Genomic DNA, 26,229 nt, shown 5'->3' on the forward strand with positions numbered 1-26,229 from the left:
GGAGATCAGATAGCCCAGAGGGCCCTGGCGGCAACGGCAAGGCCCGAGCGGACGCCCGCGTCGGCATCGATGACCGTGGCGGTGACGCCGGCCGTTTCCAGCGCGCTCTCGTACAGCGCTCCGAGCCCGCCGGAGGCGACGAGCGCCACCGGGGTGTCCCGTCCGACGGCATCGAGCGCGCCGGCGATCTCGAGGCCGATCAGAATGCCGGACAGGCGTGCCTTCGCGTCGGTGGGGTCAAGGCCGTGCAGCAGCATCCCCGAGCGGGCGCCGAAAAGCAGGTTGGTGGCGATCGCCGGCGCGCGGAGGACGTCGGCGACCGCATGGCGGAACGCGTCGCTGCGGCCGTTGACCGCGCCGCCGCCGCCGATCGAATGGCTGAGGACCGTATGGGTTGCGATCGCTGCGAACAGTTCGCCGGTCATGAAGGTCGAGAAGCGGTTGACCGTTCCGGCGGCGACATGCACCCATTTGCTGTGGGTGCCGGGCATGCAGACGAGGCAATCCCTGTCGCCCAGGGCTGCGACCGCGCCGAGCAACTGGGTCTCCTCGCCGCGCATCACGTCCGGGCGCGCTACGTCGCGCTGGGCCAGTCCCGGCAGGATGCGGATGTCGGCGTCGCTCTCCGGAACGCGCACGGCGGCGGCGGGGATGGCGGCCAGCGCCGCGGGCACGTCGAGGTAGCCGGCCTCGACCCAACCCTGCCGGGCGCCGGCCATGCCGCAGACGACTACGGGCAGGTCCGCCGGCGCCGAAACGGCCTCGAGATGGCCCGATAGCACGCGGGCAAAACCGGTCGTCGCGGCCGTCGTCATGCCCTCGCCGCTGCGGCGTTCGGCAAGGGCGCTGCCGTCGGCGCCGATGAGCCAGAGCCGGAAGCTGGACGTGCCCCAGTCGACGGCGCCATAGGCCGGCTTCATCATCAGAGTACTCCTGCGTCGATGATCATGGTCTGCGCGGTCATTCCGCGCGAGGCTTCCGAAGCCAGATACAGACATGGACCGGCCATGTCCTGCGGCGTCAGCGCGCGCTTCAGGCATTGCTTCGCCAGCATCCGTTCGATCGCGGCGTCGTCGATCCACAGCTGCAATTGCCGCGGCGTCAGCACCATCCCTGGCAGGATCGCGTTGACACGGATGTTGTCGGGGCCGAGCTTGCCGGCGAGCGACTTGGTCAGGCCGATGAGGCCGGCCTTGGCGGTGGCATAGGCCGGAAGGTCGCCCATGTTGAGCATGAAGGCGATCGAGGAAAAGTTGATGACCGAGCCGCCGCCGGCCGCGCGCATCGACGGCGCCACCGCCTGAACGGCGAAAAAGCAGTGTCGCAGGTTGACCGACTGGCTCTCGTCCCAGTGCTCCGGCGAGATGTCGGCAAGCTCGTGCCGATCGTCGCGGGCGGCGTTGTTGACCAGCACGGTGACAGGCCCGACCGCTGCGACGGCGGCATCGAGCGCCGCTCGGTAGGCCCCGATGTCGCGGAGGTCGACCTTGAAGAAAAGCGGCGCATGAGCCGAGGTGGCGGAGAGGCGGTCGACCAGTTCGGCGCTCTCCCGCTCGGCAATGTCGAAGAAGGCGACACGTGCGCCCTGGCCCGCGAAGGCCTCCACGAGCATCGCCCCGATGCCCGAACCGCCCCCGGAAATCAGCACGCCGCGGCCGCGCAGATCCGGATAGGACGCGGTGTCGCTCGCCATGGAAGCTCGCCTCCCCAAGTCTTCGAGTTGCAGGGTGAAAAATTCCATTATATGGAACTTAATTTGATTATGTGGAATTATGGCCAGCGCGAGGCGCTTGTCAAGCAAACGGCTGGAGGCGGAACATGGCAAGGAAGAATGATGCGGGTGCCAGCGGTCCGGCAACCGGGACGCTGGGGAAGGCCGTTGCGGTGCTGGAGCTGGTGGTGCTGGCCGATCGGCCGCTCCGCTTCACCGAGATTCTTGAGCGCGCCGGGCAGCCGCGTGGCACGCTGCACCGGCAACTCAGTCATCTCGTCGAGGAGGGCCTGCTCGAGCTCAACGCCGATCACTGCTACGAGCCAGGGCTACGCCTGTTGAAGCTGGCTTCCGGTGCCTGGACGCGCAGCGATCTGCGCCGGTTGGCAGAGCCGCATCTGAAGGTGTTGCACGAGCTTACCGGCGAAACCGTCCATCTCGGCGTGCTGCGGGGTGCGGAGATCATCTATCTCGACAAGGTGGAGAGCCGGCAGGCGGTGCGCATGACCTCGCAGATCGGCAAGGCCTCCCCGGCCTATTGCACCGGGATCGGCAAGGCGGCGCTGTCGGTGCTGCCCGAGCCGCGCCTCGACGAACTGGTCGGCAAGATGTCGTTCCAGCGCTTCACGCCGTACACGCTCACCGACTGCGCGGCGTTGCGGGCGGAATTGGCGCACGTCCGTGCGGCCGGGCACGCCTTCGACCGCGAGGAGCACGAGCCGGGCATTCGCTGCGTCGCCGCAGCGATCGCCGATGCGCAGCACACGATCGTCGGGGGCGTCTCCGTGACGGCGCCGGCCTACCGGGTCGACGAGGCGATGCTGAGCGCCTGGGCGCCCATGGTGCGAAAGGCTGCGGTCGCGATCATGGAGGAAATTGCTGCCCGTCTCGGGCCGCGGAAGTAGCCGGGGCACCGCGTAGCGCCCCTTTGTACAGACATTATTTACCGTAAATTAGAAGAACGCGCTGGACGGAGGCGAGGCCGATGTTTAGCTTCCGCTTCGGCTGAACATTTCTGGGTGCTTCGTCCTTGGCCGATGATGCGCCGGCAATGTTCGGGAAAGTGGAATGCGGAGGAATGTCGTGTCGAGTAGTGCCAAGCCTTGCCTGGTACGCCATCGTATGCAGCAAAGAAGCGCGGCATGACCGAACAGCTTCTCGTGTCCTCACCGCGGACATCACCATATTGGACGCGCCGGTTTGACGAGGTTAGGTCCGAGGCCGAGGTGTCGGCACTCCTGTCGGAATTGACCGAGGCGCATGGTTTTTCCAGTTACATGCTGATTAACGTGCCCTCCGGCACGTCGACCGAGATTTCGCCCCATGTGCTGTTGACGACCTGGCCCGCCGAATTGCTGACGGGATACGACCAGGCCGGGCTGATCCTGGGCAGCCCGGTGATCCAGCGCCTGCGCGACAGCACCAATCCGTTTACCTACGACATCGCCAACGCCACCAAGAACAGGCGCGACGGCAAGGCGCAGATCGTCGTCAGCCTGTTCGCTCGGCACGGCCTGCCGCGTGGGGCGTATTTCCCGGCCCACAACCCCCATGGCCGCCGCGGCGCGCTGGGGTTTGGCGGCGACCGGCCCCCCTTGGCTTTCCGGGAGATGGCGGAACTCAACGCCATCGCCAATCTCGCCTTCACCAAGGTCCTGGAGTTTCGCCTGGACGGCCAGGCCGGCGTTGCGCTGTCCCGGCGCGAGATCGAGTGCCTGTCCTGGGCGTCGGCCGGCAAGACCAGCGTGGAGATGTCGGAGATCCTCGGACTGTCCGAATACACCGTCAACCACTACCTGAACCGGGCCACCCGCAAGCTGGACGCCGTCAATCGCGTCCAGGCGGTCGCCAAGGCAATGCGGGCGGGGCTCTTGAATTGACCGGGGGCGGGGTGCGTGCCGGTCCTGAATGCCGCAGGCGCAAACGGCGGCCTGCGGGTTGCGGAGTACATGGATGCGGAACGACATGACGGTGGAAGACACGGGGCGCCACGAACGCTACGGCCAGGATGCCAGCGCGGAGATCGCGGCCCTCGAGACCCAGTTCGATGTCGTGCGCTACATGCGACGAACGGGTGAGGCGTTCTCACTCGGCTACTTCATCGCCTTTTCGCTTCCTGGGTTCGAATCCGACAAGCTCGCGGCCAGCTCCATTGTCAGCAACTGGCCCTCCGAACTGCTGAGCCGGTACGATGCGCTCGGCATGGTTCGCCGCAGCGCCGGAATTCGCAAGCTGCGAACTACGACGATCCCCTATTCCTATGAACTTACTCGCTGGATCGGCGAGGCTGCAAACGAGACGGAGCTGGCGGAACTGCACGACCTCATGCGGCGTCACGGCATGCTGGTCGGGCATTTCTTCCCCGTGCACGATGCCGTCGGCAATCGCGGCGCCGTCGTGTGGATCGGCGAGAGCCCGGAGCTGAGCTTCGACAGCCGGCTCCAGCTGCAGATGATCTCGATCCAGGTGTTCAACCGGCTGGCCGAGATCGGCGCCGTGTGGAAGACCGGCCAGGTGGTGCTGACGGAGCGCGAGATCGAGTGCCTCAGCTGGACGGCGGCCGGCAAGACGAGCCTTGAGATCGCCGATATTCTCGGGCTGTCGGAGCACACGATCAACCACTACCTCAATCAGGTGACCCGCAAGCTGGAGGCGGTGAACCGCACCCAGGCCGTCGTCAAGGCCATTCGCCGCGGCCTGATTTCCTGAGGCGCCGGGCGCTGCCGCGTCCCGTCGACGCAGGCACGCGGCCACGACGCCAATGGCGCAGAACATCATTCCGCTTCGGACGCGAATGCGCTATCAACGCGCCAGATGATCGTGGCGAGGCCTGCATGACGGACGTATCGAAAGACCTGGTACTGGAGAAGCTCAAGGCGGTTCGCGGACCGGACATGGAAGGCAACATCGTCGACCTTGGTCTCGTGTCCGACGTCTTCATTTCCGATGGCAAGGTCTATTTCTCGATCACCGTTCCGGCGGACCGGGCCAAGGAGCTTGATCCCATGCGCGCCGCCGCCGAGCGCGTCGTGCGCGACATTCCCGGCGTCAAGGCCGCAATGGTCGCGCTCACGGCGGACAAGAAGGCCGGTAGCGGGACGGCGCCGGTGACGCGGCCCGCGCCGCAGCCGCAGGGTGGCCATGGCCATGGCCATGGACACGGCCATGCCCATGGCGGACCGGGCCAGCCCGCGCAGCGCACCAAGACGGGCGTTCCCGGCGTCGGCGCCATCATCGCCGTCGCCTCGGGCAAGGGTGGCGTCGGAAAATCGACCACCTCGGTCAACCTGGCGCTCGCGCTGAAGGCCAACGGCCTTCGCGTCGGCATTCTCGATGCCGACATCTACGGCCCGTCGATGCCGCGTCTCTTGAAGATTTCCGGTCGCCCGCAACAGATCGAGAACCGCATCATCCGGCCGATGGAGAACTACGGCATCAAGGTGATGTCGATGGGCTTTCTCGTCGACGAAGACGTGGCGATGATCTGGCGCGGCCCGATGATCCAGTCGGCCCTGATGCAGATGCTGCGCGAGGTCGCCTGGGGCGAGCTCGACGTGCTCGTCGTCGACATGCCGCCCGGCACCGGCGACGCCCAGCTGACGATGGCGCAGCAGGTGCCGCTGGCCGGCGCCGTGATCGTCTCCACGCCGCAGGACCTGGCCCTCATCGACGCCCGCAAGGGCCTCAACATGTTCAGGAAGGTCGAAGTGCCGGTGCTCGGCGTGATCGAGAACATGAGCTACTTCGTCGCCCCCGATACCGGCCATCGCTACGACATCTTTGGCCATGGCGGCGCCCGCCGCGAGGCGGAGAAGATCGGCGTGCCGTTCCTCGGCGAGGTGCCGCTGACGATGGACATTCGCGAGACCTCCGATGCGGGAACGCCGGTGGTGGTGTCCAATCCGGACGGCGCCGCGGCCAGGACCTACCGTGAGATCGCCACCCGCGTCTGGGACGGGCTGAAGGCGCAGCAGGCCGCAGGCGGGCGCGCGGCACCGGCGATCGTCTTCGACTGAGCCGGTCCGCGGCGCGCACCGAGGCGGGGCTTGATTTCGGCACGGCGCCGCGCAATATGCGCTTCCGCTCTGCCGCCCGCATGCGAAGCGGTCGTCGCATGGCAAGGTTTGCGTTGATCCTCCTCGGAGCCTCCAGCAGGTGATAACGGTCTATCGTTCCAACGGGGAAGCGCTGCCGCTGACGGCCGCGATGCTCGCGGATGCCGCAGCGATGCCGGCGGATATCGTCTGGGTCGACCTGGTCTCGCCTTCCCATCACGAGGATGCCTTCGTCGAGAAGCTGCTCGGCATCGACGTTCCGACCCGCGACGAACTCAAGGACATCGAGCCGTCCAGCCGCCTCTACGTCGACAAGGGCACCGTCTACATGACGGCCTCGCTGGTCTGGAAGGCCGACAGCGAGCCGGGATTAACCGACATTGCCTTCATCCTGACCGATCATTGCCTGTTGACGATCCGTTACGCCGAGCCGCGCGCGTTCGAACTGTTCAAGACCGCCATGCCCCGCATCAGCGGTGGTTGTCCGTCCGGCACGGCGATGATCACGCGCCTGCTGGAGACGATCGTCGACCGGACCGCCGAGATCCTTGAGACGTCGGTCGCGCAGGCGGACAAGCTGTCGCTGGAGGTGTTCGGCAACAAGCGCCACCTCAACCGACGGCCGCCGCGCTATCTCGAGGACCGCCTTGTCGCCGTTTCGGCCCTGCACCGCCTGGTGGCGAAGACGCGCGACAGCCTGATGTCGCTGGCGCGGCTCTCCACCTTCCTCTATGCCGCGCCGGTGCTGCAGTCGGACCGGGAAAGCCGGGAACTGTGCCGGACCATCTCGCGCGACATCCAGTCGTTGTCCGAGCATGCGGGCTTCATATCGAGCAACGTCTCGTTCCTGCTGGACGCCTCGCTTGGCCTGATCAACCTCGAGCAGAACCAGATCATCAAGATCTTTTCCATCGCGTCGGTCGTGCTCCTGCCGCCGACCCTGATCGCCTCGATCTACGGGATGAACTTCCAGTTCATGCCCGAACTGCACGTGTCCTACGCCTATCCGCTGGTGCTCGGCGTGATGGTCCTCTCGGCCGTGGTTCCCTTCTTCTTTTTCCGCTGGAAAGGCTGGCTCTAGGCCTGTTCGTACTCCATGGCACAAACGCATGCAGACGCCCCCGCCGGGCAGAGCCGCGCACGCGCGCTCCTGCTCCTCACCCTTGGTTCGATCGGCGTCGTCTACGGCGACATCGGTACCAGCCCGCTCTACGCCTTCCGCGAAGCGCTTCGTCCGATCGCGCATGACGGCGTCACCTGGGTGGAGGTCGTCGGCCTGATCTCGTTGATGATCTGGACCCTGACCATCATCGTCACGCTCAAATACGTCCTGTTTCTGTTGCGCGCCGACAACGACGGCGAAGGCGGGACGCTGTCGCTGCTGGCGTTGCTGATGAAGACCGCGAATGGGCACGCGGCCATCCTCTTCTTCATGGGGCTGGCCGGCGCCGCGCTCTTCATCGGCGATGCCATGATCACGCCCGCGCTGTCGGTGCTGTCGGCGGTGGAGGGGCTGAAGCTCGTCACCCCGGAACTCTCGGAATATGTGGTGCCCATCTCGGTGGTCATTCTCGTCTGCCTATTTGCGATGCAGTCCTGGGGAACGGCCGCGGTCTCCAACCTCTTCGGCCCGATCACGGCGCTCTGGTTCGTCGTCATGGGCGTCGCCGGCGCGGCGCACGTCAGCGACGACACCAGCATCCTGATGGCGTTCAACCCGCTTTATGCGCTCGAATTCCTCTACACCGACGGCTATGTCGGCTTCATCGTCCTCGGTGCGGTGTTCCTGACGGTGACGGGAGCCGAAGCTCTCTATGCCGACCTCGGTCATTTCGGCCGCAAGCCGATCCAGCTCGCCTGGTTTGCCCTCGTCTTTCCTGCGCTCACCCTGAACTATCTGGGGCAGGGCGCACTGGTGCTGAAGCATCCCGAGGCGGTTGCCAATCCATTCTATCTGCTGTTCCCGCAGTGGGCGCTGCTGCCGGCGATCATCCTGGCGACTGCGGCCACCATCATCGCCAGCCAGGCGGTCATCACCGGGGCATTCTCGATCGCGCGGCAGGCGATCCATCTCGGCTTCCTGCCGCGGATGGAGATCTTCCACACCTCCGCCACCCAGACCGGCCAGATCTATCTGCCGGCGGTGAACGCGATCCTGCTGTTCGGCGTGATGGTGCTGGTGCTCACCTTCGGCACGTCTGAGAGCCTTGCCACGGCCTACGGCATCTCCGTCAGCGGGGCGATGCTGGTGACGACCGTACTCGCCTTCGAGTTCCTGCGCATCTGCTGGCGCTGGCGGACGCCGGTCGCGGCACTGGTGCTGCTGCCGCTGTTCCTGCTCGAACTGGTGTTCTTCAGCTCCAACCTGTTGAAGATCCACGACGGCGGCTACGTTCCGATCCTCATCGCCGCTGTCTGCATGCTGCTGATGTGGACCTGGGTGCGCGGCTCGAAGCTGCTGCGCGAAAAGACGCGACACATCGAGGTGCCGCTGGAGGCTTTCGTCAGGTCGATCGAGAAGAAGAGCGAACACGCCCCGGTACGCGTCGGCGGCACCGCCATCTTCCTGACCAGCGATCCCGGGTCCGCACCCGCTGCGCTGCTTCACAACATCAAGCACAACCACGTGCTGCACGAACAGAACTACATCCTGACCATCACCTCGACCAACACGCCGAAGGTGCCGCCGTCCGAACGTTGCAGCCTGGAGCGCCTGTCGGACCGCTTCGCCCGCATCCAGATCCGGTTCGGCTTCATGGAGACGCAGAACGTCTCGCAGGCGCTGGGCCAGTTCCGCAAGTCCGGCGTGAAGTTCGACATCATGTCGACCTCGTTCTATCTCGGCCGGCGCAAGCTGGTGCCCGATCGCCATTCCGGCATGCCCTACTGGCAGGACCGGCTTTTCATCGCCATGGCCAACGCGGCGATCGATCCGTCCGACTACTTCCGCCTGCCGACCAACCGGGTCGTCGAGCTCGGCTCCCAGGTGGTCATCTAGGCGGGGGCTCCGGCCCGAAGCAGGCGCAGTGTGGCACACGTCGGCGGATGCGGACGCCGTTAACCGTCCATCAAGGTTAATTCTTCATCTTCGTTCGGAGAAACAAGCCGACAGCGCCCGCATCCCGGGCCGGCTTCAGCAACAGTGATCGCGATCGGATCCGCGTCCCGGCCCGCCGGACGTCGATGCCGCTCGGCCCTCGGAGTGTGCTTGCGTATGCGTTGCGTTCGTATCGTCAAGACGGCCCTTGCCCGCCGCGACTGGATGGCTCCCGCAACGGTGGGGCTCGCCCTCTATGCCGCCTTTCCCGCCGCGGTCGGCCACGCCGATCTGGCGACCTTCATTGCCGGTGTGAACCGCAAGGGGGCGAGCCAGCAGGTGGTGATGACCCCGTCGCCGGCAGGCTCGATCCATGCGGTCGACGTCGCCTTCGCCGATCCGATCACGACCGGGGCGCTGGCGTCCGGCGCCGGCCTCGAACTGCCCGGCGGGTCGGAAGGCTCGGTCGTCAATGCCGAGAAGGGGCAGGGGGGCGTGCCCGACGAGGACCGGGTGACCCGCGGGCAGAAGAAGCGACGCATCGTCGCGGTGACGCCGGTGACGCCGCCAAAGGCCTTTTCCGCCGGATCCGTGCTCGACCGGCAGGCGTCGCTCTTGCTGCAACACTTCGATGGCGCCGAGCGCATGCGCTTCTCGAAGCCCGAGATCAGGGGCAAGGAGATCGAGATCGCGACCGCCTTCTATCGCAAGAGGCCGATGAAGGCGGATCCCGGCGTGCCGTCGATGCTGGCGGGCCTGGTCACCAACGACCGGGCCGACGTGCTTGCGACCGCCTATGCCCCGCCTGAACCGGACTACGCCCGCGTCTCGCCGTTCGATTCGATCCTGACGAACCGGGATGCCAATGGCGGCCGGTTCGTTCCGGAGATCGCGCCGGAAGACCACGCCTGGGCCGCGACCGCGCTGCCGTCGGGCGTCTTCTCTGCCGCCGAGCAGAAGTGCCTGACTGCCGGCATCTACTTCGAAGCGCGCGGCGAATCGCTGAAGGGCCAGGCAGCCGTCGCCCAGGTCATCCTCAACCGCGTCCGCAATCCGGCCTATCCCGACACGGTCTGCGCCGTCGTCTACCAGGGCCAGAACCTTCGTACGGGCTGCCAGTTCTCCTTCACCTGCGACGGCATTCCCGACCTGGTCCTGGCGCCGTGGCACTACAAGACGGCCAAGGAGGTGGCGATGGCGGTCACCGCCGGCAAGATCTGGCAGGCGGAGGTCGGGTCGTCGACCCACTACCACGCCACCTATGTGAAGCCGAAGTGGGGCCCGACGATGAAGCGGGTGGCGAAGATCGGCAAGCATGTCTTCTACCGCACCTATGGTGGCGGCTGGATCTGACGCCGGTCGCGGACGCAGGGGCGCGGCAAGAGCGCGCGCCCCCCGGGGCGATTCCCCCACTGCAAGCGACCTGAATCGCTGTGGGTGGCATAACCAATTGTTTTTATGAAGAAAATTTCGCTGCGGTCAAAGCCTGCCCCCGCCTTGACTATGCAAGCCCCTAAAACTATGTTGCGCCCGACTTCAAACGGGTCCCAAGCTGGCTTAAACCTAGCCGTGAATATGTCCGCAATTGGGCGTGAGAGCGCCGGCGGAAACGGAAGGAAAGTGCCATGAAGGGCAGCCGCAAGGAAAGTCTGGACGAGCGGATGCAGCGCTTCAGCGCCGAGCTGGCGAAGAAGCGGGCGGACGACAGGGCGGACGACGTCGCAGAGGAGAAGGCCGCCGAAAGCCGCAAGGGCTATGCGGTGGCGATGAAGCTCTCCAGCGAGTTCGTCGCCGCGGTCATCGTCGGTGCGATCCTCGGCTACCTTGTGGACCGGTTCGCCGGTACGGCGCCGTGGGGCATGATCGTGCTCCTGCTGCTCGGCTTCGGCGCCGGCGTGCTGAACGTGATGCGGTCGGCGGGTTTGGTGGCATCGCCACACCCGGTCGACAGGATGGCCGGCAGGGATGCCGGCGACAAGAATGACGAGGACGGCGCCTGACTGCCGTCCGGACGAGAGGAATATCCGTCCTGCGGGCGGTAAACGAGAGAGATTAGCGGTGGCAAACGATCCGACCCATCAGTTCCTGGTCAACAAGATTGTTCCGATCGAGATTGGCGGAATCGACTTCTCCTTCACCAATGCGTCGTTGTTCATGGTCGCCTCGGCCGCGGTCGCCGCCGGGTTCCTCTACATGACCACCTCGCAGCGCGGCATCATTCCGAGCCGCATGCAGTCGGTCTCGGAAATGTCCTACGAGTTCATCGCCTCGATGCTGCGCGAGGGCGCCGGCAGCAGCGGCATGAAGTTCTTCCCGATGGTGTTTTCGCTGTTCATGTTCATCCTGACGGCGAACCTGCTCGGCATGATGCCGTACTTCTTCACCGTCACCAGCCAGATCATCGTCACCTTCGCGCTGGCGGTTCTCGTGATCGGCACGGTCATCCTCTACGGTTTCTACAAGCACGGCCTGGGCTTCCTGAAGCTCTTCGTGCCGCATGGCGTTCCCGGTGCGCTGCTGCCGCTCGTCGTCGCGATCGAGATCATCTCGTTCCTGTCGCGGCCGATCAGCCTCTCCGTCCGTCTCTTCGCCAACATGCTGGCGGGCCACATCACGCTCAAGGTGTTCGCAGGCTTCGTCGCCTCGCTCGGAGCCCTTGGCGCGCTGGGTGTCGGCGGCGCCGTTCTGCCCCTCATCATGACGGTCGCCCTGACCGGTCTCGAGTTCCTCGTGGCATTCCTGCAGGCCTATGTCTTTGCGGTACTGACGTGCATGTACCTCAACGACGCCATCCATCCGGGCAGCCACTGAGGAGAAAGTCGTTGGTGCGATCCGCACCAGTCAAAGCCGCAACAACCCATTCGAAGGAGTTCATCATGGAAGCGGAAGCAGCAAAGTTCATTGGCGCAGGTCTCGCGTGCTTTGGCATGGCCGGCACGGCCCTCGGCCTCGGCAACATCTTCGGCAACTACCTGTCGGGCGCCCTGCGCAACCCGTCCGCTGCTGACGGCCAGTTCGGCCGCCTCGTCTTCGGCTTCGCCGTTACCGAAGCTCTGGGCATCTTCTCGCTGCTCATCGCCCTGCTGCTGCTCTTCGCCGTCTAATCACGGCTCGAAGACCGGACCACGGCCCCTGGCGGGCCGTGGTCCGCTTACTATTTGAGTGCACCTGGAGGTGAGCATGTCTGCGACCGCGGCCAAGGCCGAGTCCATCCCATTCAAGATCGCTCAGGCCGAGACGGATACGCACGGCACCGCTCCGGCGGGTGACACGCATCAGGCGGCTCCGGCCGGCGAGATGCACACCGAAACCGGTGTGCCGCACGGCGAAGAGCATGGCAGCGGCGTCTTTCCGCCGTTCGACGCCTCGACCTTCCCCTCCCAGCTCCTGTGGCTGGCGATCACCTTCGGCCTGTTCTATCTGGTGATGTCCAAGGTCATCGTGCCGCGCATCGGTTCGATCCTCGAGACGCGCCACGACCGCATCGCCCAGGACCTCGACGAGGCCGCACGCCTCAAGACCGAGGCCGACACGGCGGTTGCGACCTATGAGAAGGAACTGGCGGAGGCCCGCGCCAAGGGCAACGTCATCGCCAACGAGGCCCGCGACGCCGCCAAGGCGAAGGCCGAGGCGGAGCGCCGCAAGATCGAGGACTCGCTGACATCCAAGATCGCGGCGGCCGAGACCCGCATTGCCGAGATCAAGCAGAAGGCGCTCGCCGATGTCGGCGCGATCGCCGAGGATACGGCATCGGCGGTTGTCGAGCACCTGATCGGCGGCAAGGCGACCAAGGCCGAGATTGCCGCCGCGGTCAAGGCGGCAGCGAAGTAAGGAAAGCGGACCATGGCATTTGACGCAACATTCTACGCCTTTGTCGGTCTCGTCCTGTTCCTGGCGCTGATCGTCTATCTCAAGGTTCCCGGTATCATGGGCAAGTCGCTCGACCAGCGGGCCGAGAAGATTACCAACGAATTGACCGAGGCCAAGCGCCTGCGCGAGGAGGCCCAGGCGCTGCTGGCCGAATACCAGCGCAAGCGCAAGGAAGCCGAGGCCGAGGCGGCGTCGATCCTGGCGGTCGCCGAGCGCGAGGCCGAGGCGCTGATGGCCGAGGCCAAGCAGAAGACGGAAGAATACGTGACCCGCCGCACGGCGTTGTCCGAGCAGAAGATCAAGCAGGCCGAGGCGGACGCGATCAACGCGGTGCGCTCGGCTGCGGTGGACCTTGCCATCAGCGCCGCCGAGCGCGTGGTGGAAGCCAAGTCCGACGCGGCCACCAGCAAGTCTCTGTTCGACCAGGCTCTGTCGGAAGTGAAGGCCCGCCTGAACTGAGGGCCGTCATCCGTCGGAAGAAGAGTTGAAGGCCGGAGCGATCCGGCCTTTTTCATGCGCGGTTTCAGGGGCGCCGGGCATCGCCGGGCCGGGTGCCTGTGCTCAGAGGCCGTCGAAATCGGCTTCGGCCGTCTCGCCTGCCGTGTCCTGCCGGAACGGCCGGAAACTCATGCGGTGCATGGCGCAAGGGCCGATTTCGCCGATTGCGTCGCGATGGCGCTCGGTGGCGTAGCCGGCGTGGGTGGAAAAGCCGTAACCGGGGAAGCTGTGCTCGGCTCGGGCCATCATCCGGTCCCGCACCACCTTCGCGACGATCGAGGCCGCGGCGATCGACAGCACGCGGGCGTCGCCCTTGACGACGGCGCGGCCCTCGCAGGCGAGCCCGGGCGGCACGTCGAGCCCGTCGGTGAGGACCAGCCCTGGCCGTGTCGGCAGGGCGCAGACGGCGCGGCGCATTGCGTCCAGGCTCGCCTTGCGGATGTCGGTGCGGTCGATGCGGCGGGCGCTGCTGGAGGCGACGGAGACCATGGCCGTTTCGATGATCTGGGCGAACAAGGTCTCCCGCCTTGCGGCGGTCAGCTGCTTCGAATCGTGCAGGCCGTCCGGAATCCGGTCCGGGTCCAGGATCACGGCCGCCGCGACGACGGGACCGGCCAGCGGGCCGCGCCCGGCCTCGTCCGCGCCGGCGACCGGCCATTGTCCGGCCTTGCGGGCGGCGAGTTCCATCAGGAAATCCGGCCCGGCCGGGAGGTCGAAGAGAAGGGGGGAATCGGTGGTCGCGCGGCGTGGCATGCGGCGACCGTCGCACGACCGACCGATTCCCTGCAAGTCCCCCGGCGAGGCGGCACCGGGGGAAAACGACATTGCGAGGGGGACGGGCAATGTCGAATGGGCGGGCCGGTGTTTCCCGGCCACATGTCAGTTTCCGTCTCCGGCCCAGGCGTTGCGCCTGCGCCTAAAGCAGCGACAGCTGCACGCCGCTGCCGGACGGCGGGACGAACAGGTCGGTCGAGAGGCTGCGCCGCGTGCGGTTCAGCTTCAGCCGTTTTGCCGCCAGTTCGAAGCGCCGGGCGATCTGCCAGGCATAGGGGCCGGCGCCCTTCATCCGCTTGCCGAACTCGGCGTCATAGTCCTTGCCGCCGCGCATCGAGCGGACCAGCGACATCACATGGCGGTAGCGGTCCGGATATTCGCGCAGCAGCCAGTCACGAAACAGTGGGCTGACCTCGAGCGGCAGGCGCAGCAGCACGTAGCTCGCCTCCTGCGCGCCGGCGGCCTTGCCGGAATCGAGGATCCGTTCGATCTCGTGATCGTTGAGCCCGGGAATGACAGGTGCGGCCATGACGCTGACCGGGACGCCCGCCTCCGACAGCGTGCGCATGGCCTCGAGCCGGCGTGCCGGCGTCGCCGCCCGCGGCTCCATCGCCCGGGCCAGCTTGCGGTCGAGCGTCGTCACCGACAGGCCGACCCAGGCGAGCCCGCGCGCCGCCATGCGCGACAGGATGTCGACGTCGCGCGTGATCAGTGCCGACTTGGTGACGATCGAGACCGGATGGCTTGCCGCCTCGAGCACCTCGAGGATCTGGCGCATGATGCCCCATTCCCTCTCGATCGGCTGGTAGGGATCGGTGTTCGTGCCGATGGCGATCGGGCGCGGGCGGTATCCCGGCTTGGACAGTTCTCGCTCGAGCAGCCTCGGCGCATCCGGCTTGGCGAAGAGCTTCGACTCGAAGTCCAGTCCGGCGGACAGCCCCATGAAGGCGTGCGAGGGACGGGCGAAGCAATAGATGCAGCCGTGCTCGCAGCCGCGGTAGGGGTTGATCGAGCGGTCGAACGGGATGTCGGGCGAGTCGTTGCGGGTAATGACGCTGCGCGGCCTTTCCACCTGCACCTCGGTCTTGAACGGCGCAAGCTCCTCCAGCGACTGCCACCCGTCGTCGAAGCTCTCGCGCGCCTGCGGCTCGAAACGGCCGGAGAAGTTCAATCCGGCCCCGCGTCCGCGGCGACGGTCCACCTCGATGCGCAGGCCCGTTTGCGCCATCAGGGCATCGGCCATGTCGGCCGTGTTGGCGGGCGCGAGTGCACCCTGCCTGAGACTGGACAGTTCGGTCATCGGGGTTCTCCGGCGAGGGAATCTCGTCCCTCCAATGACTTTATTCCTAGCAGTCGAAAGAGAACAATACAAGAACAAAATTGAAGCCATCCGCGTTTGTCCGAACCGGGGGCGGCGGGCCAGCCGATACCGAACGGGCGGGTAGGGCGGCGCGGCGCGCTGCTGCAAGCGCGGTTTTGTCAGGCGGCCAGTGGCATTGCGTGCTGCAATGCGGTATTGCTCCGTCATGCTGACGGTCATCATGGAATGCCGAAACAACGAGCCCGAACTGGCGCAGACCCTGTCCGCCCTCGTCGCTGGCGCCGTCGAGGGGCTGGTGCGGGACGTGATCGTGCTTGATCACGGCTCGGACGACGGCTCCTCGACGGTCGCCGACGCCGCCGGCTGCACGTTCCTGCCGAATTGGGACATGCCGGACGTCCTAATGTCGGCGCGTGGCGAGTGGCTGCTGCTGCTGGAACCCGGAGCGCGCCCGCTCAGCGGCTGGATCGAGGTCGTCGCCGAATATGTCGCGACGAACCGCGGCCCGGCGCGTTTCGCCGGCTCGCGCAACCATCGCCGGCCCTTGCACCAGCGGCTGCTGAAGCGGCGCGCACCGCTTGAGCATGGGCTCTTGCTCTCCAGGCAGCAGGCAAGCACGCTCGCGCGATCCGGCGTCGGGCTGGAGGAAATCGCCGCCGGCGCGGCGGCGCGGCAACTGGCGGCCGAGGTCGTGCCCGCCTGGGCGATCCGCGCCATGCGCGATGCGGTCGGGGCCTGATCGTCCCGGCGGTTGCATCGCGACCCGTGCCGGCCCGAGCGGCCGCAATCCGGTCACGTGCGCTTCAGGTGCTCGTCCAGGCGCGGCATGATCTCGACGAAGTTGCAGGGCAGGTGTCGGTAGTCGAGCTGGGCCGCAAGGATTCCGTCCCAGGCGTCGCGGCACGCGCCGGGCGACCCGGGCAGCACGAAGATGAAGGTCGCGTTGGCGACACCGCCCGTGGCGCGCGACTGGATCGTCGACGTGCCGATCTTGTCGTAGGACAGGCGGTGGAACACCTCGGAAAACCCGTCCATCCTCTTTTCGAACAGCGGCTCCAGCGCCTCCGGCGTCACGTCCCGGCCGGTAAAGCCGGTCCCGCCGGTCGTGATCACGACGTCGATCTCCGGTGCCCTGGTCCAGGCCTCGACCTGCGCGCGGATCGCGGCCTTGTCGTCCGGCACGATGGCGCGGCCGCCGAGCCGGTGTCCGGCCTTCTCCAGCCGCTCGACCAGGGTGTCGCCCGAGCGGTCGTCGGCCATGGTGCGCGTGTCCGATACCGTCAGGACCGCGATCGATAGCGGGATGAAGGGGCGGCTTTCGTCAATCCGTGCCATGGGTCTGCCTTCCTTCGAAGCTCTCGGTGGCGACGACGAACCAGTCCGGCTGCGCCGCCTGCAGGACAGCGGCGGCGCGCTGCGCCGCATCTGGGGTCGCGAACAGGCCGAAGCAGGTGGCGCCGGAACCCGACATCCGCGCCAGCCCGGCGCCCGTCTGCGCCAGCGCCGCCATCACCGCATCGATCTCCGGGCAAAGCGCGCGTGCCGGCGTTTCGAGATCGTTGCGCATCGCCGTCATCGCCGCAAGCCAGCTGCGTGCGGGGGCGCCGGCCGCTGGCCGGTCGAGCGGTGGGTTGGCCTTGTCGGCAAGCCGCCGGAAGATCTCCGGCGTCGAAACGGCGACGAGCGGATTGACCAGCACCATCGCGAACGAGGGCAGATCGTCGACCGGGGCGATCCGTTCGCCGATGCCGCCGGCAACGAGCGGCCGGGCCGTAAGGCACATCGGCACGTCGGCGCCGAGTTGCAGCGCCAGCCTGGCCAGCTCGTCCGCCGCGAGCGTGGCCCGCCAGTGCCGCAGCAGCCCCCGCAGCGTCGCAGCCGCATCGGCCGAGCCGCCGCCGATTCCGGAGGCGATCGGCAGGTTCTTCTCCAGGTGCAGGTGGACGGGCGGCGCTGCGACGCCGCTGCGCTCGAGCGCTGCGCGAAGGCGGTCGCGCGCCCTGAGCACCAGATTGTGCTCGGGCGCTTCGCCACGCAACTGCCCGGCAAACCGGCCCGACAGCGTGAACGCATCGGCTGACGCCGACGCCATGCCGATCCGGTCGCCGAACCGGGTGAAGGTGACGAGCATGTCGAGCAGATGGTAGCCGTCGGCGCGCTGACCGACGACATGCAATGCCAGGTTGATCTTGGCGGGTGCGGCTTCGCTCGCTGCGAAGGCATCGATGCCGTGGTCCGACGCCATCGCCCGATCAGGACTTCTTGTCGAGCCCGGTGGCCTCCAGCGGCGCGGTCTTGGCCGGCTCCCCGTCCTCGTCGGCCTCGGCGGCGGCCGGCTGGCTGGTCAGTTCGGGCAATCCCTTCTCGATCTTTTCCATGATCTTCGGGATGTCGGCCTCCTCGGGCTTCAGCCCGAGCGCTCGGTTCCACTGGAACGTCGCCTCGAGCTTGCGGCCGACGCGCCAATAGGCATCGCCGAGGTGGTCGTTGATGGTGGGGTCGCCGGCGCGCAGCTCGGCGGCGCGTTCCAGTTCGGCCACCGCGTCCTCGTATTGTCCGAGGCGATAGTAGGCCCAACCCAGCGAGTCGACGATGTAGCCGTCGTCCGGCTTCACGCTGACCGCCTTGCGGATCATCTCCATCCCCTCGTCGAGGTTGATGTTCATGTCGACCCAGGAGTAGCCGAGATAGTTCAGCACCTGCGGCTGGTCCGGGTTGAGTTCCAGCGCCTTGCGGAAGTTCGGCTCGGCCTGCTCCCATTTCTTCTGGCGCTCGTAGGCGATGCCGCGCTGGAAAAAGATCGTCCAGTGCGTCCGGTTCGGCACGTTGCCGATCACCGACACGGCGCGGTCGTAGACCTCGCCCATTTCCGCGTATTCCTTGGCGTCGGAGAGGACGCTGCCATAGGCGAGGTAGCTGCGCAGGTCCTTCGGGTCGGCATCGATCAGCGCTTTCAGGTGCGCCTTTGCTTCGTCCACCTTGCCGAGATCGGCCAGCTGCAGGCCGAGCTGCAGCTCGGAAATGCGGCGCATCGGGGAATCTTTCGGAACCTGGCGGTAAAACTCGATTGCCAGCTCCGGCTTGGCGAGGTTCTCGGCAAGGCCGCCGAGCAGCACCAGCGTGTCGGCGCTGTCCGGATCGAGCGCGCGCGAGATCTGCAGGTAGAGCGAAACAATGTCTTCCGCGCCTTCGCGGTTCAGCGCGCCGCCGATCGAAAACAGCACCGCGGCCGCCCCCTGGGCGGCGGTGCGCACTTGCTGTTCCTGCTTCTCGCCGTTCTCGATGCTCTCGCGCAGCGCCTTCAGCGGCGCGTAGTTCGAGATCATGTTCTCGCCCACGGAGATCGCGTCCAGCGCCTTCTGCTTGTTGCCGTCGCGGGCTTCCAGCCGCGCGAGCGCCATCACCGAGCGCATGAACGTGTCGGGGGCCGCGCTTCCGCCGTCGCGGTCGAGGATGGCGTCGTTCAGCCGCCGGCGTGCGGTGCTCTTGTCGCCGGCCGCCGCAGCGATCGCGCCGGCGTGGTAGTTCTTGAAGATGCCGAACCAGTCGGGCCCCCTCATGTCGGAAATGGTGGCGAGTGCCTCCTTCGTCTTGCCGTCGCCGAACTTCGCCCAGGCGAGCAGCAACCCGTTCATCATCCGGTCGAGATCGTTGGGGCCGTCGTAGACGAGGATCTTCGCCGCGGTGCGGTATTCGCGCTTGCGGATTGCATCCACGCCGCGCACGACCGTCGTGATGCGCTCGACGGCGGCGTCGCCCTTCAGCGCCTCGGCCAGCTTGGCGCCCTCGTCGAACTGGCCGTTCATCAGAAGCGTGATCATCAGCCGCTCTTTGACCTCGATGTTGGTCGGGTCGTATTGCAGCACGATGCGGTAGAGCGCGATGGCGGTATCGTAGTCCTTGTCGACATCGGCGGTGCGGGCGGCCAGATAGGCGCCGGAGAAGCTGCCCACGCTCTGCGGGTCGAAGCTTTCCTCCTCGCTCGTCGTGGCCGGAGCTTCTTCGGCAAAGGCGGCCGGAAGACCCGCAAAGGCGAGTCCGGCGACGATGGCGGCGCCCGAAAGAAGCCGGGCGATCAGGGAATGCCGCATGCAGATGCCTTTCATTTCTGGGCGACGGGCGCGGCCGCCGGCCCATCTGGTTCGGTCCGGAACAGCCGGACCCATGACGTGAGAGAATGGCTTTTTTGGCACGGAGCGGCAAGAATTTCCTGCGCGCTCACCGATAGGCCGCGAGATCAGCTGACGCGCGAAATGCAGAAGTCGATGACTTCCAGCAAGGCCGCCTTCCACGGGCTTTCAGGCAGCGGGGCGAGCGCGTCCCGGGCAATCGTGCCGTAGTGCTGCGCCCGCGCAATCGTGTCCGACAGGCCGCCGTACCGGGTGATCAGCGCCATCGCCCGATCGAGGTTGGCATCGCCGCTTTCGCCGCCCTCGATCGCCTGGCGCCAGAAGGCGCGGTCCTCGGCCGTCCCGCGCCGCCAGGCGAGGATCACCGGCAGGGTGATCTTGCCCTCGCGGAAGTCGTCGCCGACGTTCTTGCCGAGATCGGCGGCCTTGCCGCCATAGTCGAGCGCGTCGTCGACCAGCTGGAAGGCGAGCCCGAGGTTCATGCCGTAGGATCTCAGCGCATTGCGCTCCGACCGGCCGGCATTGGCGACGATCGGCCCGACCTCGGCGGCGGCGGCAAACAGCGCCGCGGTCTTGGCGCGGATGACTTCGAGGTAATCGTCCTCGGTCGTCTCCATGTTCTTGGCGACCGAGAGCTGCAGGACCTCGCCCTCGGCGATCACGGTCGCCGCGGAGGAGAGCACGTCCAGCGCTTCGAGCGAGCCGACCTCGACCATCATCTTGAAGGCCTGGCCGAGCAGGAAGTCGCCGACGAGCACGCTTGCCTGGTTGCCCCAGATCATCCGCGCCGTCGACTTGCCGCGGCGCAGGTCGCTCTCGTCGACGACGTCGTCATGCAGCAGCGTTGCGGTGTGCATGAACTCGACGCTGGTTGCGAGCTTGACGTGATGGTCGCCCTCGTATCCGAACATTGCGGCGGCAGCGAGCGTCAGCATCGGCCGCAGGCGCTTGCCGCCCGAGGAGATCAGGTGGTTGGCGACTTCCGGAATCATCTGCACGTCGGAACCGGCCTTCGACAGGATCAGCTGGTTGACGCGCTCCATGTCGGCCTTTGTCAGGTCCACCAGCGGCTTTACCGACGCCAGTTTGTTTTTACCTTCGTCAAGCGATATCACCACGCCCAAATGCCTGGACTCCTGTTCAATTCCGTCGCGGGACAATAGAAAGGGGGGCTTGCGGGAGCAAGAGGCGAATTGACCCGCCTGATCAAATAATAGCTGGAAAACGAATGATCGAACTGATCCGCACCAACGACGCCGTCCTGCTCTCTTTCGCCGAGAGCCTGATGAAGGATGCCGGCATCCATTGCCTCATCGCCGACCAGGGCATGAGCATCCTCGAGGGATCGCTCGGCATGCTGCCGCGCCGCCTGCTGGTGGAGGCCGATCGCGAGGACCAGGCGCGGCGCATCCTGACCGATGCCGGGCTCGGCGCGGAGTTGCGGCCTTGACCGCGCCGGGCAGCGCCGCGACCGACACGGTCGACGCCTTCCATCGCGGCCGCTTCCATCTCGTTCAGCCGAAGGGCGGCGGCCATCGCTCCGGCATGGACGCGATGCTGCTGGCAGCGCTGGTGGCCGGCGAGGGGGCGCTGCGGGTCGCCGACCTCGGCGCCGGCGCCGGCGCGGCGGGACTGGCCGTGGCCGCCCGCATCGAGGGCGCGCGGGTGCTGCTGGTGGAGCGCTCGCCGATCATGGCGGCCTATGCGCGCAAGAGCCTGGCGCTGGCGGAGAACGGCGACCTGGCGCGACGGGTCGAGATCATCGAGGCGGACGTCACCCTGACCGGCCGGGCCCGCCTCGATGCCGGTCTTGCGGACGAGGTGCAGGACCACGTGATCATGAATCCGCCGTTCAACGACGCCAGCGACCGCCGCACGCCGCACCCGCTCAAGGCCGAGGCGCACGCCATGGCCGCCGGGCTGTTCGAGCAATGGACCCGCACGGCCGGTGCCATCATGAGACCCGGCGGACAGCTTTCCCTGATCGCGCGGCCGGAATCGATCGCCCTGATCATCGACGCCTGCGGCCGTCGCTTCGGCGGCCTTGAAGTCACGCCCCTGCACCCGCGGCCGGGCGAGAGCGCAGTGCGGATCCTGGTGACCGCGATCAAGGGATCGCGGGCGCGCCTGACGCTGCGCGCGCCGCTGATCATGCACGAGGACGACAGCCATCGCTTTTCCGCCCGCGTCGACGATCTCAACAACGGCCGCGCCGCCTATCCCCGGCTGGGGGCGCGTCGCGGCCCGTCCGCCTGACTCCAGGGAAAGCCCTGACTCGGGGGCAGGCAGCTTCCCTTGCGTGTGGCGGCGTCGCGCGCCCCGAATTTGCCGCCGGAGCATTGCGTTTTTCCGCTGCGTGCATACATCTGGCGCTGAAACCTGGATTGGAGTGTTAAGAGCAACATGGCCGGTATTTTCGGGAAGTTGATGCCGAAGCGGTTCCGCAGGGAGGGCGTCACCATCCCGGTCGTGCGGTTGCAGGGGGCGATCATGGCCGGCGGCGGACCGTTCCGCCCGGCTCTCAACCTCGCCAGCGTCGCGCCCGTGCTCGACAAGGCCTTTGCGGTAAAGGACGCCCCCGCCGTCGCCGTCGCCGTCAATTCGCCGGGCGGCTCGCCCGTGCAATCGCGGCTGATCTTCCAGCGCATCCGGGACCTTGCGGCCGAGAAGAAGAAGCAGGTGCTCGTCTTCGTCGAGGATGTCGCCGCGTCCGGGGGCTACATGATCGCGCTCGCCGGCGACGAGATCTTCGCCGATCCGACCTCGATCGTCGGTTCCATCGGCGTGGTTTCCGGCGGCTTCGGCTTTCCGGAACTGCTGCGGAAGATCGGTGTCGAGCGCCGCGTCTACACCGCCGGCGAGAACAAGGTTATCCTCGACCCGTTCAAGCCGGAGCGCGAATCCGACATCGAGTACCTGAAGTCGTTGCAGGTCGAGATCCATGATATCTTCATCGGCATGGTCAAGGACCGCCGCGGCGCGCGCCTTTCCAGCGACCCGGATCTGTTCTCCGGCCTGTTCTGGACCGGCCAGCGCAGTCTTGCTCTCGGCCTGATCGACGGCTTGTCGGACATGCGCGGCGAGATCCGGCGCCGCTACGGCCCCGATGCGCGGCTGCAACTGATCACGCCGGCCCGCGGCTTCCTCGGTCGCAAGGTGCCCGGCGTGGGCGCTGCGCTCCTGCCGGGCGCCACGGCCGAAGCGGGCGCGGCCGGAGTGGAGACCCTGGTCGAGATCGCGGAAGAAAAGGCACTGTGGGCGCGCTACGGCCGCTGACGACAGGGAGGAAAGATGCCGCAGCTCATATTCCTGCTGATTATCGTTGCGGTCGCCTGGCTCGGCTACCGCAAGTTCGTGGCCGATGCCGAGCGGCTTTCCCGCCAGCGTCGCGCCGCCGAGAAGGAGCGCGAGACCGGCGCGGTCGGCACACTGGTGAAGGACCCCGAGACCGGGGAATACCGCCTGCGCCGCGACGAGTGATCCGGCCTTGCCCGTCCCGTTTCCGGACGGCGCGGCACATCTTTGGCCCGGGCCGGGCCGTTAACCAGCTTGCGTAAGGTTAACGCGCCATAAAGGCCGGACCGGCCGCCTGCGCGCATTGCCTTGCACGGCGAAAGCCCCGATGTCTCCTCCCGAACGTGTCACCGATCAGGGAAGGCTGCACCATGGCTTCGCTCGACCTCGCCAATATCCGCACGATCGTTGTCACCGGCGGCGCCGGCTTCGTCGGCTCGCACGTCGTGGACGATCTGCTGGTCGCCTGCCCGACGGCGCAGGTCCGCGTGCTGGACGCCTTTACCTATGCGGCCGACATGGGCAACCTCGACGGCGCGATGCGGACCGGCCGGGTGACGCTGCGCCAGGGCGATGTCGGCAATCTCGACCTCGTCACGGACATGCTGCGCGGGGCCGATCTGGTCGTCCACGCGGCCGGAGAGAGCCATGTCGAGCGCTCCTTCCTCGCGCCCGAGCGCTTCAGTGTCGCCAACGCGCTCGGGACCCAGGTCCTGGCCGAGGCGATGGCCCGGCGCCGGGTGCCGCTGATGGTCCATGTCAGTACCGCGGAGGTCTATGGCGAGGCAACGTCGCCAACCGAGGCGGCGGCAATGCATCCGGACAACCCGCTCGCCGCCTCCAAGGCGGCGGCCGAGATGCTGCTGTCGGGCCTGCGCCAGGCCTATGACCTCGACGTCCGCGTGCTGCGTCCCGTCAACATCTTCGGCACCCGCCAGAACGCCGAGAAGCTGCTGCCGCGCTTTCTCGAGCTGGCCGCGGTCGGCAGGCCGCTGTCGATCCACGGCGACGGCAGCCAGCGCCGCTCCTTTGTCGCGATCTCGGACTTCTGCGCCGCCCTGCGGGCGGTCGTCAGCCACGGCGCAAGCAACGGTGTCTACAACATTGCCGGGCCGGACAATCACTCGGTGCTGGATGTCGCGCGCATGGTGTTCGACGCCGTCACCGACCCGGTTGCCGGCATCGACTTCGGCAGCAGCCGTCCCGCCGTCCGCAGCCGCCCTTCGGTCTCCACCGAAGCCATCGCCGCGCTCGGCTGGCGGGCGGAGGCGTCCCTGCGCGATGACCTGAAATCGCTTGCCGGCTGGTATCGGGCGCGGCTGTCACCGCTCTCGCGCACCTTGTTGCGGCGCGTGCCGGAGCTGGCGCCGAGCCGGGCGACCGTCACCACCCAGCCGGCCGGCTCCGGGCTGTTCCGCTCGCTCGAACGGCACTGACGGAAGGCGGGCGGCAAAACCGGCCGCCAACCCTTGACCCTGCCGGCGTGGCGTGGCACCTGTCCGCCCGATCCACAGACCCATCCGGACCGGACCGATGACCGCTGCCCTGCCTGACCACATGCACCCGACGCGCTCCTTCCAGGGGCTGATCCTGACGCTTCACAACTACTGGGCGGACAAGGGGTGCGCGGTGCTGCAGCCCTACGACATGGAGGTCGGCGCCGGCACCTTCCACCCGGCGACCACACTGCGTGCGCTCGGTCCGCGGCCTTGGCGGGCGGCCTATGTGCAGCCGTCGCGCCGTCCGTCCGACGGCCGTTACGGCGAGAACCCGAACCGGCTCCAGCACTATTATCAGTATCAGGTGATCCTCAAGCCGAACCCGTCGAACCTGCAGGAACTCTATCTCGGTTCGCTCGCCGCGATCGGGCTGGACCCGCTGCTGCACGATGTGCGCTTCGCCGAGGATGACTGGGAAAGCCCGACGCTCGGCGCCTGGGGGCTCGGCTGGGAGTGCTGGTGCGACGGCATGGAAGTGTCGCAGTTCACCTACTTCCAGCAGGTCTGCGGCATCGAGTGCGCGCCGGTCTCCGGCGAGCTGACCTACGGCCTCGAGCGCCTGGCCATGTATGTGCAGGGCGTCGACAACGTCTACGACCTGAACTTCAACGGCCGCGACGGCGCCGACAGGATCAGCTACGGTGACGTCTTCCTGCAGGCCGAGCAGGAATATTCGCGCCACAATTTCGAGATCGCCGACACGGCGATGCTGCATCGCCACTTCGACGATGCGGAGAAGGAGTGCGGGGCGATCCTGGCCGCCGGTGCGCCAAGCGAGCCGGGCGGCTACCACAAGTGCGTGCTGCCCGCCTATGACCAGTGCATCAAGGCCAGCCACGTCTTCAACCTGCTCGACGCCCGCGGCGTGATCTCCGTCACCGAGCGCCAGAGCTACATCCTCAGGGTGCGCGCGCTGGCAAAGGCCTGCGGCGAGGCCTTCCTCCTGACCGACGCCGGCGGCGTGAACTGGGACCGCAGCGCGGCGTAGCACGCGCGGTGACGGCTGCGGACAGGCCGGGCTAGGCTGCGACCGGGCCGAAGCACGGCGTGGCCTGCGTGCAGCGACGGACGAAGTTCGTGCGCGACCGCGTCATCAGGATGATGGTCGAAAACTCGCCGGCAATGGTCTGCAGCGCCCTGCGCACCCCCGTCGGGCGTTCCGTCGGCACGCCCATGGCGTAGGCAAGGAACAGGGCGGTGAAGCCGGTGACGATGATGGCGGTGGCGAGCGGTTTCACTTTCGGGGCTTTCGCTTTCGGGTGTCGATGAGCCTTTAATGACCGCGGCCGCGCTTTTTTTCGGTTCCCTGGGATACAGGCCGGGCGAGAGCCTCGTCCTCCCGGCACCGAACGGCGGTCTCGGCGCTCGCCGCTCGGCCTGTCGCAACCCTTCGGCGAACGGCCGCGGGGGCTTCCCTCCGCCTCCGACAATGCTACTGTCGCCGCCGACGGGCCGTCCTGCCCGCGAACCGGAGGAAATGATGATCGGTCTCCTAATCACCGCGGCGGTCGCCCTGTACGCGGTCATCCTCTACAACAGCCTGGTGAAGGCCCGCCAGGTCAAGGAAGAGGCCTGGTCGGGCATCGATGTGCAGCTCAAGCGCCGAGCCGACCTGATTCCCAACCTGATCGAGACCGTGAAGGGCTATGCCAGGCACGAGCGCGAGACGCTGGAACAGGTGGTGGAACTGCGCAACAGGGCGCAGGCCGTCCCGGCCGGCGACGTCGAGGGGCGGGCGGCGGCCGAGGGCTTGCTCGGTCAGGCGCTCGGCAAGCTGATGGCGCTGGCCGAGGCCTATCCGGACCTCAAGGCGAACGAGAACTTCAGTGAATTGCAGCAGTCGCTCGAGACGATCGAGAGCGAGATCCAGATGGCGCGCCGCTACTACAACGGCGCGACGCGCGATCTCAATGTCAAGGTCGAGAGCTTTCCTTCGAACCTGGTCGCGAAGGTGTTCTCCTTCGACAAGGCACCTTATTTCGAGATCGACAACCCCGCCGACCGCGCCGTGCCGAGCGTGAAATTCTAGGGTCGGGGCGG

At 66.9% G+C, this 26,229-nt stretch carries 29 protein-coding genes; 20 read left to right on the plus strand and 9 right to left on the minus strand.

Annotated elements, in window-relative coordinates; translation table 11 throughout:
- Window positions 1-5 precede the first annotated feature (5 nt).
- Both ACXAGF_RS04365 and ACXAGF_RS04370 read right to left on the minus strand, forming a co-directional pair.
- Window positions 6-923, minus strand: a complete 918-nt coding sequence (locus ACXAGF_RS04365) for a 2-dehydro-3-deoxygalactonokinase (RefSeq protein ID WP_475014757.1) — start codon at window positions 921-923, stop codon at window positions 6-8.
- Window positions 923-1,693: an SDR family NAD(P)-dependent oxidoreductase gene (locus ACXAGF_RS04370; RefSeq protein ID WP_475014759.1), complete on the minus strand. Its 771-nt coding sequence runs from the start codon at window positions 1,691-1,693 to the stop codon at window positions 923-925. Before ACXAGF_RS04370 ends, ACXAGF_RS04365 begins: the two co-directional genes overlap by 1 nt.
- Before the next feature lie 125 nt (window positions 1,694-1,818).
- Here ACXAGF_RS04370 and ACXAGF_RS04375 point away from each other — a divergent pair, with 125 nt between their 5' ends.
- The 12 genes from ACXAGF_RS04375 (at window position 1,819) to ACXAGF_RS04430 (ending at window position 13,132) form a co-directional block, all read left to right on the plus strand.
- Window positions 1,819-2,616 (plus strand): IclR family transcriptional regulator, encoded by a 798-nt coding sequence (locus ACXAGF_RS04375; RefSeq protein ID WP_475014760.1) that lies wholly within the window; start codon window positions 1,819-1,821, stop codon window positions 2,614-2,616.
- 237 nt (window positions 2,617-2,853) lie between these two features.
- A complete protein-coding gene (locus ACXAGF_RS04380) occupies window positions 2,854-3,591 on the plus strand; it encodes a helix-turn-helix transcriptional regulator (protein ID WP_475014761.1) in 738 nt (245 codons plus the stop codon).
- 73 nt (window positions 3,592-3,664) lie between these two features.
- Entirely contained in the window at window positions 3,665-4,420 is a 756-nt protein-coding gene (locus tag ACXAGF_RS04385; RefSeq protein WP_475014762.1) for a helix-turn-helix transcriptional regulator, read from the plus strand.
- 125 nt (window positions 4,421-4,545) lie between these two features.
- Complete coding sequence (gene apbC, locus ACXAGF_RS04390; RefSeq protein ID WP_475014764.1) at window positions 4,546-5,727, plus strand: iron-sulfur cluster carrier protein ApbC; 1,182 nt, start codon at window positions 4,546-4,548, stop codon at window positions 5,725-5,727.
- A gap of 139 nt (window positions 5,728-5,866) precedes the next feature.
- Window positions 5,867-6,847: a magnesium transporter CorA family protein gene (locus ACXAGF_RS04395; RefSeq protein ID WP_475014766.1), complete on the plus strand. Its 981-nt coding sequence runs from the start codon at window positions 5,867-5,869 to the stop codon at window positions 6,845-6,847.
- Between the two features lie 15 nt (window positions 6,848-6,862).
- Window positions 6,863-8,764, plus strand: coding sequence for a potassium transporter Kup (locus tag ACXAGF_RS04400; protein WP_475014768.1), 1,902 nt, complete (start codon window positions 6,863-6,865; stop codon window positions 8,762-8,764).
- A gap of 216 nt (window positions 8,765-8,980) precedes the next feature.
- Complete coding sequence (locus tag ACXAGF_RS04405) at window positions 8,981-10,156, plus strand: cell wall hydrolase (protein ID WP_475019207.1); 1,176 nt, start codon at window positions 8,981-8,983, stop codon at window positions 10,154-10,156.
- A gap of 272 nt (window positions 10,157-10,428) precedes the next feature.
- Entirely contained in the window at window positions 10,429-10,803 is a 375-nt protein-coding gene (locus tag ACXAGF_RS04410) for an AtpZ/AtpI family protein (RefSeq protein ID WP_475014770.1), read from the plus strand.
- 58 nt (window positions 10,804-10,861) lie between these two features.
- Window positions 10,862-11,614, plus strand: coding sequence for a F0F1 ATP synthase subunit A (locus tag ACXAGF_RS04415; protein ID WP_475014772.1), 753 nt, complete (start codon window positions 10,862-10,864; stop codon window positions 11,612-11,614).
- Window positions 11,615-11,679: 65 nt separating this feature from the next.
- A complete protein-coding gene (locus ACXAGF_RS04420; protein ID WP_475014774.1) occupies window positions 11,680-11,907 on the plus strand; it encodes a F0F1 ATP synthase subunit C in 228 nt (75 codons plus the stop codon).
- Between the two features lie 76 nt (window positions 11,908-11,983).
- Entirely contained in the window at window positions 11,984-12,634 is a 651-nt protein-coding gene (locus ACXAGF_RS04425) for a F0F1 ATP synthase subunit B (protein WP_475014776.1), read from the plus strand.
- 12 nt (window positions 12,635-12,646) lie between these two features.
- The gene (locus ACXAGF_RS04430) at window positions 12,647-13,132 is read left to right on the plus strand and encodes a F0F1 ATP synthase subunit B (protein WP_475014777.1); all 486 of its coding nucleotides are present in this window, start codon (window positions 12,647-12,649) and stop codon (window positions 13,130-13,132) included.
- Window positions 13,133-13,234: 102 nt separating this feature from the next.
- Here ACXAGF_RS04430 and ACXAGF_RS04435 read toward each other — a convergent pair whose 3' ends face one another.
- Both ACXAGF_RS04435 and ACXAGF_RS04440 read right to left on the minus strand, forming a co-directional pair.
- Complete coding sequence (locus ACXAGF_RS04435; protein ID WP_475014779.1) at window positions 13,235-13,924, minus strand: ribonuclease HII; 690 nt, start codon at window positions 13,922-13,924, stop codon at window positions 13,235-13,237.
- A gap of 163 nt (window positions 13,925-14,087) precedes the next feature.
- On the minus strand, window positions 14,088-15,245 hold the full coding sequence (locus tag ACXAGF_RS04440; RefSeq protein WP_475014781.1) for a PA0069 family radical SAM protein: 1,158 nt from the start codon (window positions 15,243-15,245) through the stop codon (window positions 14,088-14,090).
- Between the two features lie 226 nt (window positions 15,246-15,471).
- Here ACXAGF_RS04440 and ACXAGF_RS04445 point away from each other — a divergent pair, with 226 nt between their 5' ends.
- Window positions 15,472-16,005, plus strand: coding sequence for a glycosyltransferase family protein (locus tag ACXAGF_RS04445; protein WP_475014782.1), 534 nt, complete (start codon window positions 15,472-15,474; stop codon window positions 16,003-16,005).
- A 53-nt stretch (window positions 16,006-16,058) separates the two neighbouring features.
- Here ACXAGF_RS04445 and moaB read toward each other — a convergent pair whose 3' ends face one another.
- The 4 genes from moaB to ACXAGF_RS04465 form a co-directional block, all read right to left on the minus strand.
- Window positions 16,059-16,601, minus strand: a complete 543-nt coding sequence (gene moaB, locus ACXAGF_RS04450; protein ID WP_475014783.1) for a molybdenum cofactor biosynthesis protein B — start codon at window positions 16,599-16,601, stop codon at window positions 16,059-16,061.
- On the minus strand, window positions 16,588-17,511 hold the full coding sequence (locus tag ACXAGF_RS04455) for a 4-(cytidine 5'-diphospho)-2-C-methyl-D-erythritol kinase (protein WP_475014785.1): 924 nt from the start codon (window positions 17,509-17,511) through the stop codon (window positions 16,588-16,590). The genes moaB and ACXAGF_RS04455 overlap by 14 nt, the downstream gene beginning before the upstream one ends.
- Before the next feature lie 7 nt (window positions 17,512-17,518).
- Complete coding sequence (locus ACXAGF_RS04460; RefSeq protein ID WP_475014786.1) at window positions 17,519-19,357, minus strand: tetratricopeptide repeat protein; 1,839 nt, start codon at window positions 19,355-19,357, stop codon at window positions 17,519-17,521.
- A 146-nt stretch (window positions 19,358-19,503) separates the two neighbouring features.
- Complete coding sequence (locus ACXAGF_RS04465; protein ID WP_475014787.1) at window positions 19,504-20,520, minus strand: polyprenyl synthetase family protein; 1,017 nt, start codon at window positions 20,518-20,520, stop codon at window positions 19,504-19,506.
- A 104-nt stretch (window positions 20,521-20,624) separates the two neighbouring features.
- Here ACXAGF_RS04465 and ACXAGF_RS04470 point away from each other — a divergent pair, with 104 nt between their 5' ends.
- The 6 genes from ACXAGF_RS04470 to ACXAGF_RS04495 all read left to right on the plus strand — a co-directional run bounded on the left by ACXAGF_RS04470 (window position 20,625) and on the right by ACXAGF_RS04495 (window position 25,177).
- The gene (locus ACXAGF_RS04470) at window positions 20,625-20,846 is read left to right on the plus strand and encodes a putative signal transducing protein (RefSeq protein WP_475014788.1); all 222 of its coding nucleotides are present in this window, start codon (window positions 20,625-20,627) and stop codon (window positions 20,844-20,846) included.
- On the plus strand, window positions 20,843-21,652 hold the full coding sequence (locus ACXAGF_RS04475; protein ID WP_475014789.1) for a tRNA1(Val) (adenine(37)-N6)-methyltransferase: 810 nt from the start codon (window positions 20,843-20,845) through the stop codon (window positions 21,650-21,652). Before ACXAGF_RS04470 ends, ACXAGF_RS04475 begins: the two co-directional genes overlap by 4 nt.
- 147 nt (window positions 21,653-21,799) lie before the next feature.
- Complete coding sequence (locus tag ACXAGF_RS04480) at window positions 21,800-22,672, plus strand: S49 family peptidase (RefSeq protein ID WP_475014790.1); 873 nt, start codon at window positions 21,800-21,802, stop codon at window positions 22,670-22,672.
- A 15-nt stretch (window positions 22,673-22,687) separates the two neighbouring features.
- A complete protein-coding gene (locus tag ACXAGF_RS04485; protein ID WP_475014792.1) occupies window positions 22,688-22,876 on the plus strand; it encodes a hypothetical protein in 189 nt (62 codons plus the stop codon).
- A gap of 185 nt (window positions 22,877-23,061) precedes the next feature.
- Entirely contained in the window at window positions 23,062-24,126 is a 1,065-nt protein-coding gene (locus ACXAGF_RS04490; protein ID WP_475014794.1) for a dTDP-glucose 4,6-dehydratase, read from the plus strand.
- Window positions 24,127-24,223: 97 nt separating this feature from the next.
- Window positions 24,224-25,177 (plus strand): glycine--tRNA ligase subunit alpha, encoded by a 954-nt coding sequence (locus ACXAGF_RS04495; protein ID WP_475014797.1) that lies wholly within the window; start codon window positions 24,224-24,226, stop codon window positions 25,175-25,177.
- A 31-nt stretch (window positions 25,178-25,208) separates the two neighbouring features.
- On the opposite strand, the gene ACXAGF_RS04500 is transcribed toward ACXAGF_RS04495, so the two are convergent.
- Window positions 25,209-25,427, minus strand: a complete 219-nt coding sequence (locus tag ACXAGF_RS04500) for a hypothetical protein (protein WP_475014798.1) — start codon at window positions 25,425-25,427, stop codon at window positions 25,209-25,211.
- A gap of 242 nt (window positions 25,428-25,669) precedes the next feature.
- On the opposite strand from ACXAGF_RS04500, the gene ACXAGF_RS04505 reads away from it, so the two are divergent.
- Entirely contained in the window at window positions 25,670-26,218 is a 549-nt protein-coding gene (locus ACXAGF_RS04505; RefSeq protein ID WP_475014799.1) for a LemA family protein, read from the plus strand.
- Window positions 26,219-26,229 lie beyond the last annotated feature (11 nt).

It is taken from the genome of Mycoplana sp. ABR4_002 (assembly GCF_056159645.1).

What these genes read in the sequence shown, in the direction of transcription:
- ACXAGF_RS04365 (WP_475014757.1), bottom strand. Translation starts at nt 923, where the DNA reads ATGATGAAGCCGGCCTATGGCGCCGTCGACTGGGGCACGTCCAGCTTC.
- ACXAGF_RS04370 (WP_475014759.1), bottom strand. Translation starts at nt 1,693, where the DNA reads ATGGCGAGCGACACCGCGTCCTATCCGGATCTGCGCGGCCGCGGCGTG.
- ACXAGF_RS04375 (WP_475014760.1), top strand. Translation starts at nt 1,819, where the DNA reads ATGGCAAGGAAGAATGATGCGGGTGCCAGCGGTCCGGCAACCGGGACG.
- ACXAGF_RS04380 (WP_475014761.1), top strand. Translation starts at nt 2,854, where the DNA reads ATGACCGAACAGCTTCTCGTGTCCTCACCGCGGACATCACCATATTGG.
- ACXAGF_RS04385 (WP_475014762.1), top strand. Translation starts at nt 3,665, where the DNA reads ATGCGGAACGACATGACGGTGGAAGACACGGGGCGCCACGAACGCTAC.
- apbC (WP_475014764.1), top strand. Translation starts at nt 4,546, where the DNA reads ATGACGGACGTATCGAAAGACCTGGTACTGGAGAAGCTCAAGGCGGTT.
- ACXAGF_RS04400 (WP_475014768.1), top strand. Translation starts at nt 6,863, where the DNA reads ATGGCACAAACGCATGCAGACGCCCCCGCCGGGCAGAGCCGCGCACGC.
- ACXAGF_RS04405 (WP_475019207.1), top strand. Translation starts at nt 8,981, where the DNA reads ATGCGTTGCGTTCGTATCGTCAAGACGGCCCTTGCCCGCCGCGACTGG.
- ACXAGF_RS04410 (WP_475014770.1), top strand. Translation starts at nt 10,429, where the DNA reads ATGAAGGGCAGCCGCAAGGAAAGTCTGGACGAGCGGATGCAGCGCTTC.
- ACXAGF_RS04420 (WP_475014774.1), top strand. Translation starts at nt 11,680, where the DNA reads ATGGAAGCGGAAGCAGCAAAGTTCATTGGCGCAGGTCTCGCGTGCTTT.
- ACXAGF_RS04425 (WP_475014776.1), top strand. Translation starts at nt 11,984, where the DNA reads ATGTCTGCGACCGCGGCCAAGGCCGAGTCCATCCCATTCAAGATCGCT.
- ACXAGF_RS04430 (WP_475014777.1), top strand. Translation starts at nt 12,647, where the DNA reads ATGGCATTTGACGCAACATTCTACGCCTTTGTCGGTCTCGTCCTGTTC.
- ACXAGF_RS04435 (WP_475014779.1), bottom strand. Translation starts at nt 13,924, where the DNA reads ATGCCACGCCGCGCGACCACCGATTCCCCCCTTCTCTTCGACCTCCCG.
- ACXAGF_RS04440 (WP_475014781.1), bottom strand. Translation starts at nt 15,245, where the DNA reads ATGACCGAACTGTCCAGTCTCAGGCAGGGTGCACTCGCGCCCGCCAAC.
- ACXAGF_RS04445 (WP_475014782.1), top strand. Translation starts at nt 15,472, where the DNA reads ATGCTGACGGTCATCATGGAATGCCGAAACAACGAGCCCGAACTGGCG.
- moaB (WP_475014783.1), bottom strand. Translation starts at nt 16,601, where the DNA reads ATGGCACGGATTGACGAAAGCCGCCCCTTCATCCCGCTATCGATCGCG.
- ACXAGF_RS04455 (WP_475014785.1), bottom strand. Translation starts at nt 17,511, where the DNA reads ATGGCGTCGGACCACGGCATCGATGCCTTCGCAGCGAGCGAAGCCGCA.
- ACXAGF_RS04460 (WP_475014786.1), bottom strand. Translation starts at nt 19,357, where the DNA reads ATGCGGCATTCCCTGATCGCCCGGCTTCTTTCGGGCGCCGCCATCGTC.
- ACXAGF_RS04470 (WP_475014788.1), top strand. Translation starts at nt 20,625, where the DNA reads ATGATCGAACTGATCCGCACCAACGACGCCGTCCTGCTCTCTTTCGCC.
- ACXAGF_RS04480 (WP_475014790.1), top strand. Translation starts at nt 21,800, where the DNA reads ATGGCCGGTATTTTCGGGAAGTTGATGCCGAAGCGGTTCCGCAGGGAG.
- ACXAGF_RS04485 (WP_475014792.1), top strand. Translation starts at nt 22,688, where the DNA reads ATGCCGCAGCTCATATTCCTGCTGATTATCGTTGCGGTCGCCTGGCTC.
- ACXAGF_RS04490 (WP_475014794.1), top strand. Translation starts at nt 23,062, where the DNA reads ATGGCTTCGCTCGACCTCGCCAATATCCGCACGATCGTTGTCACCGGC.
- ACXAGF_RS04495 (WP_475014797.1), top strand. Translation starts at nt 24,224, where the DNA reads ATGACCGCTGCCCTGCCTGACCACATGCACCCGACGCGCTCCTTCCAG.
- ACXAGF_RS04505 (WP_475014799.1), top strand. Translation starts at nt 25,670, where the DNA reads ATGATCGGTCTCCTAATCACCGCGGCGGTCGCCCTGTACGCGGTCATC.